A 20,426-nucleotide genomic window follows, 5' to 3' on the forward strand; every position below is an offset into this window, starting at 1 on the left:
CGGTGGCAGCACCCCGCCGTCGGGCCAATGGAAACAGCAATGTGTTCAGCTCCTCATAGTGCGTGCGTTGTCCCCCTCAGGCACCCTTGCAGGTTTAGGTGCAATTCCGGAATAGGCGCAACGAAAAAAGTCGCTGGTGTTTTTTTGGGATGACGGTGCTGGACCTGCTGAACATGGTGCGCTTTTCTGCCGGCTCCATTAATGCGTGCGCATTGCGCCGTCGTCCCAGCGTTCCTCGCCGTCCTCATCGATCAGCCCGCTTGCTGCCAGCCCAAGTTTCCGTGCGACGGCCGCTGAGGCACGGTTTTCGGGATGAATGAAGGCGGCGACCGGTCCGGGGGCGTGGATCCGAAGCCAGCCCAGCATCGCCCGGGCTGCCGCCGTGGCTGTGCCCCTGCCTTGGAACGCCTCGCCCACCACCCACGCAACATACGACGTCGGCCCGTCCGTTTCCTGCGACACCGTCGCTTGCACAAAGCCGCACGCCGCACCGTTGTCCCGGATGATCCAGTTCAGCCAGATCTCCCGCCTGTCCGGTGATCCGCCAACGGTTTGGGCGGCGTACCGTCGTGCCAGTTCCTCCGCTGTCGGCGCCGCGCCGCCGATGTACCGGTAAAGAGCCGTCCCCGCGAGCACGTCAGCCATTTCAGCTGCGTGCTGGACACCCAGCGGTTCCAGCAGCAGGCGGGGCGTGGTGATCAATGCGGGCCGGAGTGCCGGGATCATTTGGCCGCCTCGAGGATCCGCTGGAACAGCAGGTGGTCCTGCCACCGGTCGGCAATTTTCAGGTACTGCGGAGCCACGCCGATCCGTTCAAACCCGGATTTGTCCAGAATCCGCTGTGACGCCGCATTGTGCAGCAGGGTCGCGGCCTGGATCCGGTGCAGGCCCAGGTGTTTCCGCGCCGTTTCGACGACGGCGGTCACGGCCGCGGTGCCAAGGCCCCGTCCGGCGTATTCCCCGTCGATCCAGTAGCCGAGATTCGCGGAGAGGAACGGTCCGCGGACAATACCGGTCAGTGTGATGGTTCCGATGATCCGTTCACCATCGGCAAGGACCCAGGGCACTTCGCTGCCCGTCCGAAACAGGGCCAGTTTGGCTTCAATGACGGAGCGCTGGCCTTCCTTGGTGAAGAAGGCGTCCGGGCGCAGCGGTTCCCACGGCGCCAGATAGTTCCGGTTCCGCCGGTAGGCGGCGGCGAGTGCGGGAGCGTCTTCGGGACACACGACGACCAGCCGGATACCGTCGAGCAGGGTGGTGGCAGGCAGATCCTGCGGGTCGGTAAGCACGTCACAGCCTAACCCGGGTCCCCTCCGCCTGACTCAGTGGCCGGGCACGCCCGCGCCTTTGTCCTGCCTTGTCCTGCCCCCGCGCCCTATCCCAGCGTCTTGAGCGCCGCAGTGAGGTACGGAGCGGTGCGGCTGGCGTCGCACGCGGCGACCTCGGCCGGCGTACCCGCACAGATGATCCGGCCGCCGTCGTCGCCGCCGGAGGGTCCCATGTCGATGACCCAGTCGGCCGCGGCCACCACGTTCATGGAGTGTTCCACCACCACCACGGTGTTGCCCGCGTCCACCAGCCGGTTGAGCTGCGCGAGCAGCAGGCGCACGTCCTGGGGATGTAGGCCGGTGGTGGGCTCGTCGAGCAGGTACAGGGTGTGGCCGCGGCGGGCGCGCTGCAGCTCGGTGGCGAGCTTGATGCGCTGGGCCTCGCCGCCGGAGAGTTCAGTGGCCGGCTGCCCCAGGCGAAGGTACCCCAGGCCGACGTCGAGCAGCGTCTGCAGGCTCCGCGCCGCCGCCGGGACGTCCGCCAGGAATTCGGCAGCTGTTTCCACCCGCATGCCCAGCACGTCGGCGATGTTCTTGCCGCGGTAGGTGACTTCCAGCGTCTCGTCGTTGTACCGCGCACCGTGGCACTGCGGGCAGGGACCGTAGGTGCCGGGCAGGAACAGCAGTTCGACGGCAAGGAAACCTTCACCCTGGCAGGTGGGGCAGCGTCCACTGGCCACGTTGAAGGAGAAACGGCCTGCGGTGTAGCCGCGGGCCTTGGCCTCGTCGGTGCCGGCGTAGAGCTTGCGCACGGCGTCAAACAGCCCGGTGTAGGTGGCCAGGTTGGAGCGAGGGGTGCGGCCGATGGGGCGCTGGTCCACCTTGACCAGGCGGTCCAGGTGCTCCAGGCCGGCAATGTCGCGCACTGTGGCGCCGGGATCGACGTCGTCCTCCAGTTCCGCTTCCGGGTCATCCGCCCGGTCGGCGGCCGCGGCCGAGGAGCCGTTGACGTGCACGCCCACGGTTTCGGCCAGCACCTGGCTCACCAGGGTGGATTTGCCTGAACCGGAGACACCGGTGACGGCGGTGAGTACGCCCAGCGGAATCTCGGCATCGAGTTCACGCAGGTTGTGCCGGGTGATGCCCTTAAGGTTCAGCCACCGCTCGGGAGTCCGGTCGGCCGATGCGGGTTCCTCGGCTTCCCGGAACAGGAACGGGCGGGTGGCGCTTTCTTCCACGTCCTTCAGTCCCGCCACGGGACCGCTGTAGAGGACAGTGCCGCCGCCGTCGCCGGCTTGGGGTCCCACGTCCACAATCCACTCCGCGCTGCGGACCACATCCATGTTGTGCTCGACGACGAAGACGGAGTTCCCGGCTTCCTTCAGCTCCTGCAGGACGGCCAGCAGGGGTTCGGCGTCGGCGGGATGCAGGCCTGCGGACGGCTCATCCAGGACATAAATGACACCGAACAGGCCCGAGCGCAGCTGGGTGGCGATGCGCAGGCGCTGCATCTCACCCGGCGACAGGGTGGGTGTGGACCGGGACAGGCTCAGGTAGCCCAGTCCCAGGTCGATGAGGATCTTGAGCCGGGACAGCAGATCGCGGGTGATGGTGACGGCAACTTCGGTGTCCTCGTTGGAAGCCGCCGACCGCGACGCCGTTCCAGCAGCCTTCAGCTCCGCCGTCGGCCGGATGATTTCCGCCAGCTCACCCAGGGTGGCGCCGTTCAGCTCGGCGATGTTCCGGCCGGCGAACGTAACGGCGAGCGCTTCGGGACGCAGGCCCGCTCCGCCGCAGACCGGACACGGCCCGGAAACCATAAATTCGAGCACGCGTTTGCGCATCTGCTCGCTGCCCGAGTCAGCCAGGGTGTGAAGAACATAGGACCTGGCGCTCCAGAACCGGCCCTTGTACGGCTTGGCCACGCGGTCACGCTGCGGGGTAATCATCACGACTGGCTGTTCCTCAGTGAACAGGATCCAGTCGCGGTCCTTCTTGGGCAGCTTCTTCCACGGCACGTCGACGTCGTAGCCCAGCTGGATGAGGATGTCGCGCAGGTTCTTGCCCTGCCAGGCGCCGGGCCAGGCGGCAATGGCACCGTCGCGGATGCTCAGGTTCGGGTTCGGCACCAGGGAGTCCTCGGTGACGGTGTGGGCGATCCCCAGGCCCGAGCACTCCCGGCAGGCGCCGGCGGCCGTGTTGGGTGAGAATGCGTCCGAGTCCAGGCTCCCCGGTTCTGCATCCGCCGGGTACGTGCCCCCGCGGGAGAAGAGCATGCGCATCGAGTTGGAAAGCGTGGTCAGCGTCCCCACGGTGGAACGTGAACTGGGGGTGCCGCGGCGCTGCTGGAGGGCGACGGCGGGAGGCAGCCCGGTGATCTCCTCCACTTTGGGCGTGTGACCCTGGGACAGCAGCCGGCGTGCGTACGGGGCCACGGACTCAAAGTAGCGGCGCTGGGCCTCGGCGTAGATGGTACCGAAGGCCAGCGACGACTTGCCGGATCCGGATATTCCCGTGAAGGCAACGATCGCGTCGCGCGGAATCTCGACGTCGACATTGCGCAGGTTATTCTCCTGCGCTCCGCGCACACGGACCATGCCGTTGGTGCTCACGTCTGTGCTCGCGGCCGGGGCGGTTTTTGGGGAGGACTCAGCGATACTCATCCTTCTCAGGATACCGAGGAGGGCGGCTCGGGACTAAATGGTAAGCCTGCTTTCCGCTTAGCGCGTGACAGTGCAGGCCGCCGGGGTCCAGCGATTCTTCGTGCGGCTCCCGGCCCCGAACCCAGGGTCCACCGATCCTTCGTGCAGCTCCCGGCCCCAAACCCAGGGTCCACCGATCCTTCGTGCAGCTCCCGGGCCCAAACTAGCCGGTTGACGCCTTTTGAGCCCCGGATCTGCACGAGAGATTTCGGCAGGCCCCGTTATCTGCACGAAGAATCCAAACCGAGCGCGCGGGCCAAGAAGCAGTCAGGTCCGATGGAGGACGGGTCAATGTGGAGGCAGTCCGCTTAGCGCGTGACGGCGTTCGACAGTTGCACGGTGTCCGGCAGCTGCACACCGTCGGGCAGCTCAGGGGCTTCGAACTTCTGCCGCTCGCACTCATCGCGGAGCAGCGGGTAGGTGTCCGCAATGAGGTCCAGGATCCGGTTACGGACGACGAGGTAAGCCTCCCCCACGCCGACGACTCCCTTGAACTCCTTCAGCTCCTCCTCATAGGAGGTCTGCTTGTGCCGCAGGTAATTCACGGTCAGCCGGTCCAGCCGAGCCTTGGAGGTGCTTCGGCTGGCCGGGGACTGGCTGCGGCGAAGCCTGCTGTTGAAATGGGCAATCGCCTTGTCCTGCATTTCCTGCCAGGGTTCCGGAACGATGGTCAGTTCCAGTGCCTGAGCCGCGGCAATGGCTTCCTTCTTTTTCGCCAGCGCACGGGTGCGGGCAGCAATCTGCCGGGTCCGTGATGCTTCCCGCGCCTTCTGGTATGCGGGCGTGGCCTCGATGGCTTCGACCCTCTCCAGCGCGTACAGCTTCATGGGTGCCGCCTTGCGGGAAAACGGATTGCGCGCGGTCTGGTCCGGCTCAGGCAGGAAGGTCTTGATCTGCGTGTCCGTCCAGCCGCGGTCCTTTTTCAGTTCATTGGCAATCAGCATCCCTTCGCTGTTGGCCGGTTTGGGCCGCGGCGGATGGTGTTTTCCTCGGGACAAGGCAGACTCCAAAATTCTGAACGTTGGGCAGGGCAGGAACCGATCCATTCTAATGAGCCTGGGGTCTTCGGCCGAAACGGGATTCCGCAGCTATTTTGGGAAATCACTGCCGGTCCGCCGTGGCAGCGATTTCCCGAAGTGGCAGCGGAACTGCCGTCTGAGTCTCAAGGTTGCTGTTCCCGCGCCGGCGATTGGGAGATCAGACAGTCCGCGCCATGATGATGCGTTCGGGGCTGTCCGCTGTGACGGGAGAGCCGTCCCAGTTGCCCCAGAAACGTTCTATCGTCAGCCCGGCGGCATCGAGTCCCCGGAGAATTGCGGCATCGTCCGGGAACCGGAGGGTTTCGCGCGTGGTGTAGGTCCGGTCGCCGATGGTCCATTCGTCCATGTGGGTAACAAGGTCACCGGTCACGGTGGTGTTTTGACGGACTGACCCGCCAGCCATGGGACGGGGTTTGTCGTCATTCCATTGGCGCCATGCCTCGACGGCGGCGTTGCGAATCTCGAAGGCCACCCGTCCGCCGGGCACCAGGGACCGAACAATCTGCCGCAGGACCTCCGCCCACGCGGCGTCGTCGAGGAAATACTGGGCCACATGTCCGGTCATGAAGACGAGGTCGAAAAATGCTGTGGGCAGGTCCGCAGCCGTGCCTTGGACCCATTGGACCCGGTCGGCGAGCGGTTGCCGGCGGGCAATGTCGAGCATGGTTTGCTGCGGCTCCACGCCCGTGATCGTCAGCGTCATCCCGGATCCGGCCAGCAAGCTGCAGAACAGTCCGGTGCCGGCGCCGACATCGGCGACCGAGGCAGGGGTCAGCTCCCGGACCAGGGCGAGATAAAACGGCAGGTCGGCGCGGCCCTGCGTATCGGCGTCGTAACGCCGGGCGAGCTCCGGCAGGGCGTAGTAGTCCTCACCGCGCCTGATTCCTATCAGCCCCGCCGCCCACGCGCCATAGACCAGAATCCCAGTGACGTAAGCAGGACACCCGCGGCCATGGAAATCCAGGAATCCAGCGCAAGCCACCCGCCGTTGCCCATCTGCGGAAGCGTGATAACGAAAACCGCTGCCACGAAGAACCAGATCGCAGGCGAGTCGTTCTTGTCCGCGGCACGCGGGTTCTCCTTGTTCAGGTGCTCACTCACTGCAGATCACCGCCTCTGTTCATATTGCCGTCCACCGGCCCATGTCGGTGCGTGGGCGCATGACTCGGGAGCCTAACAGATGCCTGTGCAAGACGCCGGGATAAGCTCCAGCAGCAGAAGGCGCAGGAGCGGTCAGCCCTTGAAAGGCCGCATCACAAGAGCATCAGGATGAAGCCTCCCAGCGTGCTGGCTATGCCGACCGCACTCAGCGTCCACCCCAGAATGAGCACAGGGTTTTCCTTTCGGGGCTCTTCGAGGCCCCATTTGCCTGGGTGGCAGGCGTCATAGTGCAGGGCAACTTCCGTTCCCGGCTCCAGCCCGCGGGTCTGTTCGGCGGTGTGCAGGGACTGGCGGGGGCTTCCTTCGCGATCGGACCACCGAAGGCCCGTGAATCCTCCGGCTTCAAAGACTTCGGCCGTGGTGCTGATCCATACGCATCTGCGCCTGCCGATGATCCGGCCAATAAGCACCAGCGGAAGGCCTGCGGCGAGACCCGCCCAACTCAACACGTCCAGGATGGATCCCATCACATCTGCGGTTTCCGGCATCCTCAGATTTTATGCCCCGGGGATGCCAGTGGTGGCTGCTCCGCACCGGACCGGGACCTCCCCACAACAGATGCTTTCGCTTGCGTTGCTTCGGTGCGTTAAACGCCGATGCCGCCGGCTGCCCGGGAGGGCGGCCGGCGGCATCGGATCCATGTCGGTGTCGGTGTCAGGAACCTGTTGGCTGGGATGCCGGACGCTACACGGTGGTGGCGTCCTGCACCTCACCCACCAGTTCTTCGATGATGTCCTCCAGGAACAGGACGCCGGTGGTGTTGCCCTCGGCGTCGAACACCCGGGCCACGTGGGCACCGGTGCGGCGCATGGTGGCCAGGGCATCCTCGAGTTCGCTGCCAACAAAGGCCGACGCCAGCCGGCGGATGCGCTTGGCGGGCACCGGAGCGGCGAACTTCTCCGGTTTGGTCAGGTCCATGACGTCCTTGAGGTGCAGGTAGCCGCTGGGGTCACCGTCGTCGTCCGTGAGGATGTAGCGGGAGTAGCCGTGGCGGCTCACCGCCTCCTGGATGTCGGCGGGCGTGGCGGTTTCCGGCAGGAGTACCATCCGGCCGATGGGCACCTCAACATCGGCTACGGTCTTGTTGGTGAATTCGAAGGCGGCACTGAGGGTGCCGCTGGCATCGTCCAGCATTCCTTCGCGGGTGGACTGCTCCACGATGTTGGCCACCTCGTCCATGGTGTAGGCGCTGGTGGCCTCGTCCTTGGGCTCCACCTTGAACAGGCGCAGAATTCCGTTCGCAATCCCGTTCAGCGACCAGATCACCGGCTTGAAGATCCGGGCCACCATCACCAGCGGAGGAGCCAGAATGAGTGCGGCGCGGGTGGGAACGGAGAAGGAGATGTTCTTGGGGACCATCTCGCCAATGACCACGTGCAGGAACGTCACCAGCAGCAGCGCCACCACAAACGCAATGATGCCGATGGCTTCACCGGACAGCGAGGTTAGGCCCAGCGGGATTTCCAGCAGGTGATGAATGGCCGGCTCCGAGACGTTCAGGATCACCAGCGAACAGACGGTAATGCCGAGCTGGCTCGTGGCGAGCATCAGCGTGGCATGTTCCATCGCCCAGAGGGTGGTCTTGGCGGCCTTGGATCCGGCCTCGGCCTTGGGTTCGATTTGGGAGCGGCGGGCGGAGATGACGGCAAATTCCGCACCCACAAAGAAGGCATTGACGATCAGGAGGACAAAGAGCCAGATGATTCCGGGAAGATATTCGCTCATGCCAGGTCCTTCGTAAGCTCATCAATGATCTGGTCGTGGGTGCTCGCCAGCGATCCCTCCGTCGGTGTGAAGCGCAGGCGCTCCACATGGGTTCCCACCACGCGTTCCACGCGGAGGACACCGTTCTTGAGCGCTACCTCGTCGCCGAGTTCCGGAATCCGGTCCAGACGGTCGGTGACAAAGCCGGCGAGCGTGTCGTATTCCTCGCCGTCGGGCACGACGACGCCGGTGCGGTCCCGCAGCTCGTCCGGGCGCAGCGACGCGTCGAAGGTGAGCGAGCGGCCGGAGCGGACGACGCCGACGCGGGCGCGGTCATGTTCGTCTTCCAGTTCACCGACGATTTCCTCGACGAGGTCTTCCAGGGTCACGATGCCGGCGGTCCCGCCGTGCTCGTCGGAGACCACCGCCACCTGCAGGCCCTGCTGGCGCAGCAGCCCGAGGAGGGAGTCCACGCCCATGGATTCGGGCACCCGGAGGGCTTCAACCATGAGGTCTCCGGCGGTGATGCCGCTGCGTTCGGGAAGCGCGACGGCGAAGGCCTGCTTGACGTGCAGCACGCCCAGGATGTCATCGGAGTCGCGGCCGATCACCGGGAACCGGGAGTAACCGGTGGAAACGGCAGCCTCGATGACCTGTTCGGCTGTGTCGGTTGCTGCAACCGAGCGCATCCGGACGCGGGGAGTCATGACGTCGGCCGCCGTGTGGTCCGAGAACCGCAGGGTGCGGCTGAGCAGCTGTGCATGGTCCAGGTCCAGGACGCCTTCCAGCGCGGAGCGGCGGACCAGGGAGCTCAGTTCTTCGGCGCTGCGGGCACCGGACAGCTCTTCCTTGGGTTCGATGCCGAAGGACCGGATGATCGCGTTGGCGGTGTTGTTGAACAGCAGAATGACGGGCTTGAACACCGTGGTGAACAGGGTCTGGAACGGAATAACCACCTTGGCGGTCGCCAGCGGAAGGGCCAGGGCGAAGTTCTTGGGCACGAGTTCGCCGATGATCATCGAGAACACCGTGGCCAGGAAGATGCCGATAACGGCACCTGCTCCGCCGACGACTGCTTCCGGAATTCCGACGGCCAGCATCGGCTCACGCAGCAGTGAGCTGATGGCCGGTTCAAAGGTGTAGCCCGTCAACAGCGTGGTGAGCGTGATGCCCAGCTGCGCACTCGAGAGGTGCGTCGACGTGATCTTGAGGGCTTTGATGGTGGGGCCGAGGCGTTTTTCGCCCTGTGCCTGCCGTGCCTCCAGGTCATTGCGGTCAAGATTGACCAGCGAAAATTCCGAGGCAACGAACAATCCGGTGCCGACCGTTAGAACGAGGCCGACCGCGAGCATGATCAGCTCATACATTGGGGCGCCCCTCTCTGGTTGTGGCCGGAAGTCCGGTCAGAGCGTGGAGGGGCAAGGGTTTATGTGAGGGAGGGTCATCCATAGTCCGACGATAATACGTGAAAAGTCTGGACGAATGCTGAGCCGGCAACCGTTCGCTTACAGATGAGGACATTTCGGTGCGGCAATGACATCCGTTACGCCTGCCGGCGGTATGTCGGTAGTGTCGGGGGCACGGCGCTTGCAGCCTATGTTACCGACGAGTAACATCGGTCACCGGACAGTGTTCCGTTTCATATCTCAAAGAGGAGTTGCACGTGAGCCCACAAAGCCGAGCACGGCAGATCAGGGACGTAGTTTTCGTTGACGGAGTACGCACCCCGTTCGGAAAAGCCGGCGAAAAAGGCATGTACGCGGGAATGCGCGCTGACGACCTGGTGGTCAAGTGCATCCGCGAACTGATGCGGCGCAACCCCTCGCTTCCTCCGGAACGCATTGATGAGGTGGCTATCGCCGCCACCACGCAGACCGGTGACCAGGGCCTGACCATCGGCCGCACCGCCGCGCTGCTGGCGGGGCTGCCGCAGTCCGTCCCCGGGTTCGCCATTGACCGCATGTGTGCCGGTGCCATGACGGCTGTGACCACCACGGCGTCAGGCATCGGCTTCGGCGCGTACGACGTCGTCATTGCCGGCGGCGTGGAGCACATGGGCAACCACCCGATGGGCAAGGACGCCGATCCCAACCCCCGCTTCGTCACCGAACGGATCGTGGACCCGGCCGCCCTGAACATGGGCAACACCGCCGAGAACCTGCACGACCGCTTCCCGGACATCACTAAGGAACGCACCGACGCGTACGCCGCCGCCAGCCAGGAGAAGCTCGCCAAGGCATACGCCAACAACCTGATCCAGCCGGATCTGGTCCCGGTTGCCTCCAAGAAGGCCGGCACGGGCTGGACGCTGAACTCCGTGGATGAAGGACCCCGTCCCGGCACCACGGTCGAGGACCTCGCCGAGTTGCGCACGCCCTTCCGCGCCCACGGCCGCGTCACCGCCGGCAACGCCTCGGGCCTGAACGACGGCGCCACCACCGCGCTGCTCGCTTCCGCCGATGCCGCCGAGGAACTGGGCCTGCCGGTGAAGATGCGCCTGGTCGGCTATGCCTTTGCCGGCGTCGAACCGGAGGTCATGGGTTACGGCCCCGTGCCGGCCACCGAGAAGGTGCTGAAGCAGACCGGCCTGTCCATCGAGGACATCGGACTGTTCGAGATCAACGAGGCCTTCGCCGTCCAGGTGCTCTCCTTCCTGGATTTCTACGGCATCGCCGACGACGACCCCCGGGTCAACCGCTACGGCGGCGCCATCGCCGTCGGGCACCCGCTGGCCTCCTCCGGCGTACGTCTGATGAACCAGCTCGCCCGCCAGTTCGAAGAAGATCCCACCGTGCGCTACGGCATGACCACCATGTGCATCGGCCTGGGCATGGGCGCCACCATCATCTGGGAAAACCCGAACCACCCCGATTACAACACCGACACCGAGTCCACGGAGGCCACGAAGTAATGTCTGCTCCCGATTACCAGCGCCTCGCGGGCCTCTTCCCCACCGAGGTTGTCACCCACTCCTACGTTTCAGACATCGCGCTGCCCGGCGGCGCCGGCACCTTTGCGTTGATCACCCTGGATAACGACGTCGACCACACCCGCCCCACCACGCTGGGCCCCAACACCCTGCTGGAACTGGGCGAGGTGCTGGATTCCCTGAAGGCACGCGCCGAGGCGGGCGAAATTGTGGGCGTCGGCGTCACCGGCAAGCCGCACTACCTGGTGGCCGGCGCCGATCTGTCCGCCACGCAGAAGCTGGCCTCCTACGAGGACGGACTGGCCATGGCCCGCCTGGGCCACGAGGTCTACGGCAAGCTGCACACCCTGGGCGTGCCCAGCTTCGCGTTCATCAACGGCGTGGCGCTGGGCGGCGGGCTGGAAATTGCCCTGCAGTCCCAGTACCGCACCGTCTCCACCGGTGCCGGGGCACTCGCCCTGCCTGAGGCCTTCATCGGTCTGGTACCGGGCTGGGGCGGCGTCTACATCCTGCCGCGCCTGATCGGACCCGAGAACGCCGTCAAGGTCATGATCGAAAACCCGCTGAGCAACAACCGGACCCTCTCCGGTCCGGCAGCGTTCAAGCTGGGCATCGCCGATGCGATGTTTGAACCGGCAGACTTCGTGGAGCAGTCCCTCGTCTGGGCCGCCCGCGTCATTACCGGTGAAGTTGCCGTCTCCCGGCCGAACGCCGCGGATCCCTCCGCCACCCCCGAAGCCTGGGACGCCGCCGTCGCGCACGGCCGTGCCGTGGTGGAAGCCCGCACCTCCAACGCCGCTCCCGCACCCGCCAAGGTGCTGGACCTGCTGGAGGCCGGCAAGAACTGGACCGCCGAGCAGTCCCGCGACGCCGAGTGCGAAGCCCTGGCTGAACTGATGCAGACCCCGCAGTTCCACTCCACCGTCTACGCGTTCCTGGACCTGGTCCAGAAGCGCGGCAAGCGTCCCGCCGGCGCACCGGACAAGAAGCTGGCCCGCCCGGTGTCCAAGGTAGGCGTGGTGGGTGCCGGCCTGATGGCCAGCCAGCTCGCGCTGCTGTTCGCCCGCCAGCTGAAGGTGCCCGTTGTCATGACGGACATCGACCAGGCGCGCGTGGACAAGGGCGTGGGCTACGTGCACGCCGAGGTGGACAAGCTGCTCGCCAAGAAGCGCATCTCCCCCGATGCCGCCAACCGCACCAAGGCACTGGTCTCGGGCTCGGTGTCCAAGGAAGCCTTCTCGGATGCCGACTTCGTGATCGAGGCCGTGTTCGAGGAACTCTCCGTCAAGAAGCAGGTGTTCGCCGAGGTGGAGGCCGTAGTCTCCCCCGAGTGCATCCTGGCCACCAACACTTCGTCACTGTCCGTGACGGAGATGGCCGCTGACCTGCAGCACCCGGAGCGCGTGGTGGGCTTCCACTTCTTCAACCCGGTGGCCGTCATGCCGCTGCTGGAAATTGTGCGTGCCCCCAAGACCGACGACGCCGTGCTGGCTACCGCGTTCGTCCTGGCCAAGGCGCTAAAGAAGACCGCCGTGCTGGTCAAGGATGACGCCGCGTTTGTGGTCAACCGGATCCTGGGCCGCATGTTCGGCGAGATCACCGCCGTCTTCGACGAAGGCACCGACGCCGCGACCGCCGACAATGCGCTGCGCCCCATGGGACTGCCGATGTCGCCGTTCACCCTGCTGGCTTTGGTGGGCCTGCCGGTGGGACAGCACGTGCAGGAATCCCTGCACGCAGCGTTCGGCGAGCGGTTCTGGCTGTCGAAGAACTCCCAGAAGATCATCGACGCCGGCATCAAGTCGCTCTGGCAGAAGGACGAGGACGGGAAGCCATACATCCCGGCCGAAACGCTGGCGATGCTGGACTTCGGCAACACGCCGTCCACCTCCGAGGAAGTCCTGCGGCGCACGCAGGATGCCCTGGCGGATGAGATTGGCCGCATGCTGGACGAAGGCGTGGTGTCCGGTCCCGAGGACATCGACCTGTGCATGATCCTGGGCGCCGGCTGGCCGATGCACCTGGGCGGCATCACGCCGTACCTGGACCGTGTCGGCGCGTCCGAGCGGGTGCTGGGTCGCGCGTTCCACGCCGCGAAGGAAACGGTTTCGGCCGCCTCCTAACCCTCCGCAGTCCTTTGTAGCGCTTCGCGGCTCCTTGCAGCTGCGGCCGTAGGAAGGCTCCCGCCACCTTGGCGGGAGCCTTCCTACGTCCAGGGCTTCCTACCTAGCCGGCGCAGACCAGGCACCTGATTTTGGCGCGACCGGAGTTCGATGTCTGCAAGCGCAGGCAGTTCCTCCGCCGTAACAGCAACTACAAGCTTTCCCCGTTCGTGATACGGCAGGTTGCGGTCCTGGCAGAACTCCTGTGTTAGATGACGCCCACGGACGCACAGAGCCGCCTCCTACGACACCAACTCTTTCGGTAAATCCGTGATCAGCGCGTTCGACCCTTCAGTCCTCATTCCCAAGCAGAGCTAATGCCGCGCCTGTTTGCTCATAACGCTCTCCGGTCTGAGGGCATACCCAATCCACCGCGCTTGTTGCGTTGAGCGGAACTCCAGCCCTACCAACCCATCCGACTTGCCGAGCAGGGACGCCAACCATGAGCGCGTAAGGGGGAACGTCCTTCGTTACCACCGCCCCGGCGGCGATGCTCGACCACTCGCCGATGGTGACCGGCGCGATGCACACTGAACGCGCTCCGAGAGCCGCCCCTTTTCCGATGACGACGCCGACTTGTACCCAATCCTCAGCGCTCTTCAGGCGGCCGCCGGGCGTGATCGAGCGGGGATACGTATCGTTTGTCAGGATCACACCTGGCCCGATGAAGACGCCCTCCCCCAGCACCGCGGGCTCGTATACGAGGGCATAATTCTGGATTTTCGAGTTGTCGCCGATCCGGACACCCGGACCTACATATGCGCCCCGCCCGATAATGCAGTTCCTACCCATCGAGACGTTCTCCCGCACCTGGGCGAGATGCCAGATCCTGGATCCGGCTCCGATGCGAGCACTGGGTGAGACGTCAGCGGTGTCCGAGATGTGTTTCACCAGATCCAATTCCTCACCGATTGACGCTGTAGCTTCGATGTCCTCGGACGCTTCATGTGCAATGTCGTTGTGAGGATTGTCGATGACCCGGAACACTACGCCCTATGGGAGATCCGCGCCACGTTCACGACGGGGCCGCCCCGGTCAGTAGAGGCCCTGCAGCAGGTAAATCAGCTGATTCGCCCGTACCCGCTACTTGTGCCTTCGGACACCCGTGTTTCTAGGCTGACCCCGCAAGAACTGGATGAGCCACTACGGTAGGAGTCGGCATGCGCATGTGCAAACCAGGGCCGGTGCTGGATCAGGACCGACCATACCGGCGGACCGGGGGGCTCTCTGTTGCTCCGTTGGCGTCAGGGCCCATCTGATGAGCGCGGCCCCGGCGCCCATCAGGGTCGCTGTGGTAGGTGCAGGTTATTGGGGCCCTAACCTCGCCCGCAATTTCAAGTCATGTTCGGACTTTCAATTGACGGCTATCTGTGACCTGGATTTAGCACGAGCGCAACGCGTCGCGGAACCGCTGGGAAATGTTGCGGCGATCACGTCCTTGCCCGCACTACTCGCGAGTGACATTGAAGCAATAGCCGTCGCTACTCCAGCACAAACCCACCATGGGATCGCGATGGAGGCCCTCCGCATGGGCAAACACGTCCTTGTCGAGAAGCCACTTGCGGACAGCCTCGACAAAGCGAGCCAGATGGTGGATGAAGCCGCGTTGTCTTCGCTGGTACTAATGACCGATCACACCTACTGCTACACGCCCGCCGTTGCCAAAATCCGCGAATTAGTGATTGGTGGTCACCTCGGCGACCTTCTTTTCATCGATTGCACCCGAATAAATCTGGGTCTGGTCCAGCCGGACGTCGATGTCTTTTGGGATCTTGCTCCCCATGATCTATCAATTCTGGACTTCATCCTGCCTGACGGCCTCCATCCCGTCAGGGTGTCTGCCCATGGTGCTGACCCGCTGGGAACCGGCAAATCCTGTATCGGCCACTTGATGATGCCGCTACCCAATGGGGTCATGGCTCATGTTCAAGTGAATTGGCTCAGTCCGACCAAAACCAGACAGGTGGTGGTTGGAGGGTCGGAAAAGACGCTGGTATGGGACGACTTGAACCCGCAGCAGCGGTTGAGTGTTTACGACCGTGGAGTCCGGCTGAACGAGGGGGCTGTCGTGGCGGGTGACGCGCAGCGTACAGCAGCACAAGTGTCGTACCGGTTGGGCGATACCTGGTCTCCCGCGCTTCCTGAACGGGAGGCGCTTGCTGACATGGTTACAGAGTTTGCCGCAGCAATACGAGGTCGACGGAGGGCGTTGACGGACGGCAGCGCGGGATTGCGGGTCCTCTCAGTGCTGGAAGCAGCTAGCCGCAGCCTTCGGAACTTCGGCCGGATGGAGCGGCCGGAAACATCAAGTCACTTGTTGAAGGGACGGCTATGACGCGAATCGAGGATGCTCGGGCGCTGGTAACCGGTGGTGCCGGGACGATCGGCTCAACGATCGTGGACCAGTTACTGGCGGCTGGGGCCGAGCGGGTGGATATCCTGGACAATTTGGTGCGTGGACGCCGGAGCAATCTCGCGGAAGCGCTTGCCTCGGATCGTGCACGCCTAGTGGAAGGCGACATCCGCGACAAGGATCTGGTCAATACGCTGACCGAGGGAAAGAATGTGGTCTTCCATCAGGCAGCGATCAGAATCACCCAGTGCGCCGAAGACCCGCGCCTCGCCAATGAGGTCCTTGTCAACGGAACGTTCAATGTACTCGAAGCCGCTGCTGCACATGGCGTCGAAAAGGTGATAGCCGCCTCGAGCGCCTCCGTATACGGTCTTGCCGACGAGTTTCCCACCGGGGAGCGTCATCATCACCATAACAATGACACCTTCTATGGAGCAGCAAAGTCCTTTAATGAAGGAATGCTGCGAAGCTTCCGCGCTATGTACGGACTCGATTACAGCATCCTGCGGTACTTCAATGTGTACGGGCCCCGGATGGATGTTCATGGAGCGTACACCGAAGTCCTTGTGCGGTGGATGGAACGGATTGACGACGGACTTCCACCCCTCATTTTTGGGAGCGGAAGCCAGACCATGGACTTTGTTTTCACCACCGATATTGCCCGCGCAAACCTCCTCGCTGCTGCCAACGATCGCCCGGACGGCGTTTACAACATCGCCAGCGGCAACGAGACCAGTCTGTTGGAGTTGGCCAAGTGCCTGCTTTCGGTTATGGGATCGAGCCTATCGGTGGAGCACGGGGAGGATCGTGCTGTTAATGGGGTGACGCGTCGCCTCGCCGATACCACGGCGGCACGTCAGGATCTCGGTTTCGCGGCTCAGGTCGGTCTGACGGAGGGCCTGACTGCTTTGGTCGATTGGTGGCGTCCTCTGCGGGAGGAAATCGCCGCCGGCAGGAACCTGGTGAACGCTCCATGAACCGGATCAATGTTATGACGCCGTGGTTAGGGCAAGCGGAGGTCGATGCCGTTACCGAGGTCCTGCAGTCCGGATGGTTGGCACAGGGACCAAAGGTTGCAGCATTCGAGAACTCGTTTATGGAGACGATGCAGGCTGACGCTGCCGTTGCCACAACCAGTTGCACCACAGCACTGCACCTAGCCTTGGCCACGGCCGGGATCGGTCAGGGCGATGACGTTGTCGTACCGTCACTTTCCTTCATCGCAACGGCGAACGCCCCCGTTTATGTGGGAGCGCGAACAGTCTTTGCTGACGTCGAGCAGGAAACCGGCAACGTCACGGCCGCCTCCATCGCGGCAGTCCTCACCGACAAGACCCGCGCGGTGATCGTTGTCGATCAGGGAGGCGTCCCGGTAGATCTCGATCCGATTCGCGCCCTATGCGACCCGCGGGGCATCACCGTCATCGAAGATGCTGCATGTGGAGTCGGATCTACATACCGCGGGCGGCCTGTAGGTGCCGGAGCGGAACTGACCGTGTGGTCATTTCATCCACGCAAAATCCTTACAACAGGCGAAGGTGGCATGCTCACATCCTCGCGCCGTGAGTGGGCGACCCGCGCAGCGCGGTTACGTGAACACGCGATGTCCATCTCAGCGGCAGAGCGTCACGCCAGCACACTCGCGCCGGCGGAGTATTACAGCGAGATCGGCTACAACTACAGGATGACGGATGTGCAGGCAGCGATCGGTTTGGTGCAGCTAAGCCGCCTTCCGGACATCCTGCGTCGTCGTCGGGAACTTGCCGCTACCTATACTAAGGCGCTCGATGACTTGGAGGGTTTACGCACGGTGCGGGACCCCGAGTGGGGATTGGGCAACTACCAGTCCTTTTGGGTCGAACTTCTTCCCCGGTTCCCGCTCAACAGGGATGAACTCCTGGAACGCCTGGCCAGGGTAGGCATTTCCGCCCGGCGTGGCATCATGGCCGCGCACCGCCAACCAGCGTTCCGCGATAGCAAGGCCAGTCTGCCCGTCACCGACCGTCTAACCGACAACACGCTCATCCTCCCGTTGTTCCACATGATGACCGAATCGGAACAAGCACGGGTAATTGACTGCATCCACTCCGCCGTCCGGCTTCCGTCATGACTCCACTGTTGCTACTGGGGGCGAGCGGACTAGCTCGGGAAGTACTCGCCCTTGTGGAAGCGACCGGCTCCTACCGCGTCATGGGCATCCTTGATGACGCGGACCAGTTACGGCACACCCTTATCGGGGAAACGCCGGTCCTTGGCAGCCTCGCAGATGCTCACAGCTACCCCGAAGCTCAGTTCCTGGTCTGCATCGGCTCCGGACAGGCGCGGAGGCAGGCGGTGTCCAAGCTCCTAGACCAAGGCATCGAGGAGACACGTTTCGCAACCGTTATAGACCCATCCATCCGGGTCAACACGGGTTGTGCCATCGGACCGGGAAGTATCCTCCTAGCCGGCGTCGTCCTGACCTGCTCTGTGACGGTAGGACGCCATGTGGTCGCTATGCCGAACGTGACCTTCACTCACGACGACGTCATCGAGGATTTTGCGACGCTGGCTGCTGGAACCAGCCTCGGCGGCAATGTCAGCATTGGTTCCGGTGCATACCTCGGAATGAATTCCGCTGTCCGACAGGGTGTCCGAGTCGGGCCGGATGCGTTTCTAGGCATGGGAGCGGCACTTCTCTCGGATCTACCCGCAGGCCAAACCTGGGTAGGAGTCCCAGCACGGCCACTGGGTGTGGTTTCACCAAACTCAAGGCTGCAACCGGCGGGAGAGCAATCATGAGAATCCTCGTCTGCCCCCAGCACCTAGCCATGGGAGGCAGCCACCTCAACGCCGTCGACCTGGCATCCGCGGTAGGGCAGCACGGTCATGACGTCCTGGTGTACGCACCGGACGGCGTGTTGGCCGAGCGCGTCGAAGCAGCCGGTCTCACCTGGATCCCCACTTTCCGTGGTGAAGGCCTCAGGCCCAATACGATCGCCCGGATGGGCAACCTCGTCAAGCGGCACAGCATCGATCTAGTACACGCTTACGAGTGGGCGCCCTCCATGGAGGCAGCCTTCGGTGCTGCCCTGTGGAGGAATACTCCGGTACTGATGTCGGTCATGGCAATGCAGGTTCCAGAGTTTCTGCCGACGCATCTCCCCATCACCGTCGGCACCCCGGCGCTGGCGGAGGGAGAGAAGAAGCGGCGGCGCAGCGTTCACTTGCTCGAGCCTCCAGTGGATATGGAATACAACCGCAGCACCGACGTAGCAACTGCCCGCCGACGATGGAGCGCGCAATCAGATGAGATCGTCATTTCTCTTGTGTCCATGCTCACCACGGAGCTGGAAAAACTTCAGGGGATACTCGCAGTCATCGCCATGACAGACCAGTTAGCGCAGCACCATTCCCTGCGGTTGCTCATCGCGGGAGACGGGGAAGGTTATGAGCAGGTAGTAGGCCGCGCTAATCGTGTCAATGCCCGCCATCACCGGATGGTAATCCAGGTGCTGGGTTTTCAGAAGGATCCTTCCCAGGTGTACGAGGCAGGCGACATCGTCATCGGTATGGGTAGCTCAGCCATCAAGGGACTGGCCTTCGGCAAGCCCTTAATCATTCAGGGTGCCGCCGGTTACTGGAAGCTGCTGACGCCCGATTGTGCACCGCAGTTCATCCACTCGGGCTGGTTTGGAGACGGCGGCAGGGGCGCTCGGGACCTGAAGGAGGCATTACTCGATGTGCTGGCCTCCCCGGGGCGGCGCCGGGACTTGGGTACCTTCAGTCGGCGTCTGGTGCAGGACCGGTACAGCCTCGACCGTGCTGGTTACCTGTTGGCGTCAATCTACGGCGAGACGTCCCAGCAGCACCTGACACGCGGTGCCGCGCTACCGTCGCTGACACGCAGCGCGGTGGAGGTCATCCGATTTCAGCGCACGATGCAGGCTCGCAACGCCGTGCATAAGGAACGCTGGAGCCGGGCGGGGATCCCGCTATGAAGATTTTCGGGGCACCGATTCCGTTCGTTGACTTGGCTGCACAGCATGCGGAAGTGGACGCGGAAGTGCAACTCGGGCTCAAGGAGGTCTTCGCCGAAGCTACATTCATCGGAGGCCGGGCGGTTGCCGAGTTCGAGATGGCTTACGCACGGATGGTGGGAAGCGCCTACTGCATAGGTGCAGCGAACGGCACCGACGCGCTTGAACTCGCCTTACGAGCGTCCGGTGTTACCGCGGGAGGTGAGGTGATACTTCCCGCCAACACCTTCATCGCCACGGCTGAAGCAGTATCTAGAATCGGTGCAGTTCCCGTTCTGGTTGACGTTGATCCCGTGCACTTGCTGGTCGACCCTGAACACGTGGCGGCAGCAGCAGGACCCCGTACTCAAGCGATCGTCCCAGTCCATCTCTTCGGGCAGATGGCTCCCATGGAATTATTGGCACCTATTGCCGCGCGGTGGGACGCGGCGCTGGTCGAGGACGCGGCGCAGGCGCAAGGAGCACTCCGCCATGGCCAAGGCGCGGGTGCCGTCGGCGTAGTGTCGGGAACCAGCTTCTACCCGGGAAAGAACCTCGGCGCAGCTGGGGATGCGGGCGCGGTGACCACAAACAACGCGCCGGTAGCGGAAACGGTGCGGCTGATGGCAAACCATGGGAGCCGGCAAAAGTATCAGCATGACGTCATTGGCATGAACTCCCGCCTCGACACGATCCAAGCCGTGGTGCTCAACGCAAAACTGGGGCGGCTTGCCCGGTGGAACGCCCTACGAAGAGATGCGGCGGCCTATTACACCCAGGCACTGGCAGGCGTGCCCGACGTCGTCCTCCCCGCCGCGGACGAAGGGAATTTTCACGTCTGGCACCTCTATGTCATCCGTATCCCGAACAGAGACCGCGTGTTGAAGCACCTCCACGCGGTAGGAGTTCACGCGGGCATTCATTATCCGATACCTGTGCATCTCACCGGCGCCTACACCGGGATGAACCTTGCTCGAGGTTCCTTCCCGCAAACGGAAAGGGCTGCGGAGCAGATGCTGTCACTGCCCCTGCACCCCCACATCACCAGGGAGCAACAGGACTACGTAGTGAACGCGCTTGTATCCGCTCTGGCCACGACTAGATGAGAC

The 20,426-nt window shown here is 63.8% G+C and carries 17 protein-coding genes; 8 read left to right on the forward strand and 9 right to left on the reverse strand.

Annotated features, from left to right (window positions below):
- Window positions 1-198 precede the first annotated feature (198 nt).
- The 8 genes from CXR00_RS11350 to CXR00_RS11385 all read right to left on the reverse strand — a co-directional run bounded on the left by CXR00_RS11350 (window position 199) and on the right by CXR00_RS11385 (window position 9,242).
- Window positions 199-726: a GNAT family N-acetyltransferase gene (locus CXR00_RS11350; RefSeq protein WP_104054578.1), complete on the reverse strand. Its 528-nt coding sequence runs from the start codon at window positions 724-726 to the stop codon at window positions 199-201.
- Window positions 723-1,268 carry a GNAT family N-acetyltransferase gene (locus CXR00_RS11355; protein WP_258060427.1) on the reverse strand — a complete coding sequence of 182 codons (546 nt, stop codon included), beginning with the start codon at window positions 1,266-1,268 and terminating at the stop codon, window positions 723-725. Before CXR00_RS11355 ends, CXR00_RS11350 begins: the two co-directional genes overlap by 4 nt.
- A 107-nt stretch (window positions 1,269-1,375) precedes the next feature.
- Window positions 1,376-3,931: an excinuclease ABC subunit UvrA gene (uvrA, locus tag CXR00_RS11360; protein WP_104054579.1), complete on the reverse strand. Its 2,556-nt coding sequence runs from the start codon at window positions 3,929-3,931 to the stop codon at window positions 1,376-1,378.
- A 347-nt stretch (window positions 3,932-4,278) separates the two neighbouring features.
- Complete coding sequence (locus tag CXR00_RS11365; protein WP_146068487.1) at window positions 4,279-4,968, reverse strand: hypothetical protein; 690 nt, start codon at window positions 4,966-4,968, stop codon at window positions 4,279-4,281.
- A 199-nt stretch (window positions 4,969-5,167) separates the two neighbouring features.
- A complete protein-coding gene (locus tag CXR00_RS11370) occupies window positions 5,168-5,992 on the reverse strand; it encodes a class I SAM-dependent methyltransferase (RefSeq protein ID WP_181032534.1) in 825 nt (274 codons plus the stop codon).
- A gap of 271 nt (window positions 5,993-6,263) precedes the next feature.
- Window positions 6,264-6,659, reverse strand: a complete 396-nt coding sequence (locus CXR00_RS11375; protein ID WP_104054582.1) for a hypothetical protein — start codon at window positions 6,657-6,659, stop codon at window positions 6,264-6,266.
- A gap of 196 nt (window positions 6,660-6,855) precedes the next feature.
- Window positions 6,856-7,896 carry a hemolysin family protein gene (locus CXR00_RS11380; RefSeq protein WP_104054583.1) on the reverse strand — a complete coding sequence of 347 codons (1,041 nt, stop codon included), beginning with the start codon at window positions 7,894-7,896 and terminating at the stop codon, window positions 6,856-6,858.
- Complete coding sequence (locus tag CXR00_RS11385) at window positions 7,893-9,242, reverse strand: hemolysin family protein (protein ID WP_104054584.1); 1,350 nt, start codon at window positions 9,240-9,242, stop codon at window positions 7,893-7,895. The genes CXR00_RS11380 and CXR00_RS11385 overlap by 4 nt, the downstream gene beginning before the upstream one ends.
- 296 nt (window positions 9,243-9,538) lie before the next feature.
- Between CXR00_RS11385 and CXR00_RS11390 the strand changes: the two genes are divergently transcribed.
- Together CXR00_RS11390 and CXR00_RS11395 are read left to right on the forward strand one after the other, a co-directional pair.
- Entirely contained in the window at window positions 9,539-10,786 is a 1,248-nt protein-coding gene (locus tag CXR00_RS11390) for a thiolase family protein (protein ID WP_104054585.1), read from the forward strand.
- Entirely contained in the window at window positions 10,786-12,927 is a 2,142-nt protein-coding gene (locus CXR00_RS11395) for a 3-hydroxyacyl-CoA dehydrogenase NAD-binding domain-containing protein (RefSeq protein ID WP_104054586.1), read from the forward strand. The genes CXR00_RS11390 and CXR00_RS11395 overlap by 1 nt, the downstream gene beginning before the upstream one ends.
- A gap of 330 nt (window positions 12,928-13,257) precedes the next feature.
- Here the strand turns inward: CXR00_RS11395 and CXR00_RS11400 are convergent, their stop codons facing one another.
- Entirely contained in the window at window positions 13,258-13,857 is a 600-nt protein-coding gene (locus CXR00_RS11400) for an acyltransferase (protein ID WP_104054871.1), read from the reverse strand.
- Between the two features lie 367 nt (window positions 13,858-14,224).
- Here CXR00_RS11400 and CXR00_RS11405 point away from each other — a divergent pair, with 367 nt between their 5' ends.
- From CXR00_RS11405 to CXR00_RS11430, 6 genes are read left to right on the forward strand one after another with little or no spacing between them, the layout of a single operon-like run.
- Complete coding sequence (locus CXR00_RS11405; protein WP_104054587.1) at window positions 14,225-15,301, forward strand: Gfo/Idh/MocA family protein; 1,077 nt, start codon at window positions 14,225-14,227, stop codon at window positions 15,299-15,301.
- Entirely contained in the window at window positions 15,298-16,296 is a 999-nt protein-coding gene (locus CXR00_RS11410) for an NAD-dependent epimerase/dehydratase family protein (RefSeq protein WP_104054588.1), read from the forward strand. Before CXR00_RS11405 ends, CXR00_RS11410 begins: the two co-directional genes overlap by 4 nt.
- Window positions 16,293-17,429 carry a DegT/DnrJ/EryC1/StrS aminotransferase family protein gene (locus CXR00_RS11415; RefSeq protein WP_104054589.1) on the forward strand — a complete coding sequence of 379 codons (1,137 nt, stop codon included), beginning with the start codon at window positions 16,293-16,295 and terminating at the stop codon, window positions 17,427-17,429. Before CXR00_RS11410 ends, CXR00_RS11415 begins: the two co-directional genes overlap by 4 nt.
- Window positions 17,426-18,100 carry a NeuD/PglB/VioB family sugar acetyltransferase gene (locus CXR00_RS11420; protein WP_104054590.1) on the forward strand — a complete coding sequence of 225 codons (675 nt, stop codon included), beginning with the start codon at window positions 17,426-17,428 and terminating at the stop codon, window positions 18,098-18,100. The genes CXR00_RS11415 and CXR00_RS11420 overlap by 4 nt, the downstream gene beginning before the upstream one ends.
- A complete protein-coding gene (locus CXR00_RS11425) occupies window positions 18,097-19,299 on the forward strand; it encodes a glycosyltransferase (RefSeq protein ID WP_104054591.1) in 1,203 nt (400 codons plus the stop codon). The genes CXR00_RS11420 and CXR00_RS11425 overlap by 4 nt, the downstream gene beginning before the upstream one ends.
- Window positions 19,296-20,423 (forward strand): DegT/DnrJ/EryC1/StrS aminotransferase family protein, encoded by a 1,128-nt coding sequence (locus CXR00_RS11430; RefSeq protein ID WP_104054592.1) that lies wholly within the window; start codon window positions 19,296-19,298, stop codon window positions 20,421-20,423. Before CXR00_RS11425 ends, CXR00_RS11430 begins: the two co-directional genes overlap by 4 nt.
- Window positions 20,424-20,426: the final 3 nt, after the last annotated feature.

Source organism: Arthrobacter sp. 9E16 (assembly GCF_002929435.1).
Lineage (GTDB): Bacteria > Actinomycetota > Actinomycetes > Actinomycetales > Micrococcaceae > Arthrobacter_B > Arthrobacter_B sunyaminii.

Excerpts from the sequence above, each read along its gene's own strand:
- uvrA (WP_104054579.1), bottom strand. The coding sequence starts at position 3,931 with ATGAGTATCGCTGAGTCCTCCCCAAAAACCGCCCCGGCCGCGAGCACA.
- CXR00_RS11415 (WP_104054589.1), top strand. The coding sequence starts at position 16,293 with ATGAACCGGATCAATGTTATGACGCCGTGGTTAGGGCAAGCGGAGGTC.
- CXR00_RS11380 (WP_104054583.1), bottom strand. The coding sequence starts at position 7,896 with ATGAGCGAATATCTTCCCGGAATCATCTGGCTCTTTGTCCTCCTGATC.
- CXR00_RS11350 (WP_104054578.1), bottom strand. The coding sequence starts at position 726 with ATGATCCCGGCACTCCGGCCCGCATTGATCACCACGCCCCGCCTGCTG.
- CXR00_RS11420 (WP_104054590.1), top strand. The coding sequence starts at position 17,426 with ATGACTCCACTGTTGCTACTGGGGGCGAGCGGACTAGCTCGGGAAGTA.
- CXR00_RS11395 (WP_104054586.1), top strand. The coding sequence starts at position 10,786 with ATGTCTGCTCCCGATTACCAGCGCCTCGCGGGCCTCTTCCCCACCGAG.
- CXR00_RS11405 (WP_104054587.1), top strand. The coding sequence starts at position 14,225 with ATGAGCGCGGCCCCGGCGCCCATCAGGGTCGCTGTGGTAGGTGCAGGT.
- CXR00_RS11430 (WP_104054592.1), top strand. The coding sequence starts at position 19,296 with ATGAAGATTTTCGGGGCACCGATTCCGTTCGTTGACTTGGCTGCACAG.
- CXR00_RS11410 (WP_104054588.1), top strand. The coding sequence starts at position 15,298 with ATGACGCGAATCGAGGATGCTCGGGCGCTGGTAACCGGTGGTGCCGGG.
- CXR00_RS11425 (WP_104054591.1), top strand. The coding sequence starts at position 18,097 with ATGAGAATCCTCGTCTGCCCCCAGCACCTAGCCATGGGAGGCAGCCAC.
- CXR00_RS11385 (WP_104054584.1), bottom strand. The coding sequence starts at position 9,242 with ATGTATGAGCTGATCATGCTCGCGGTCGGCCTCGTTCTAACGGTCGGC.
- CXR00_RS11375 (WP_104054582.1), bottom strand. The coding sequence starts at position 6,659 with ATGCCGGAAACCGCAGATGTGATGGGATCCATCCTGGACGTGTTGAGT.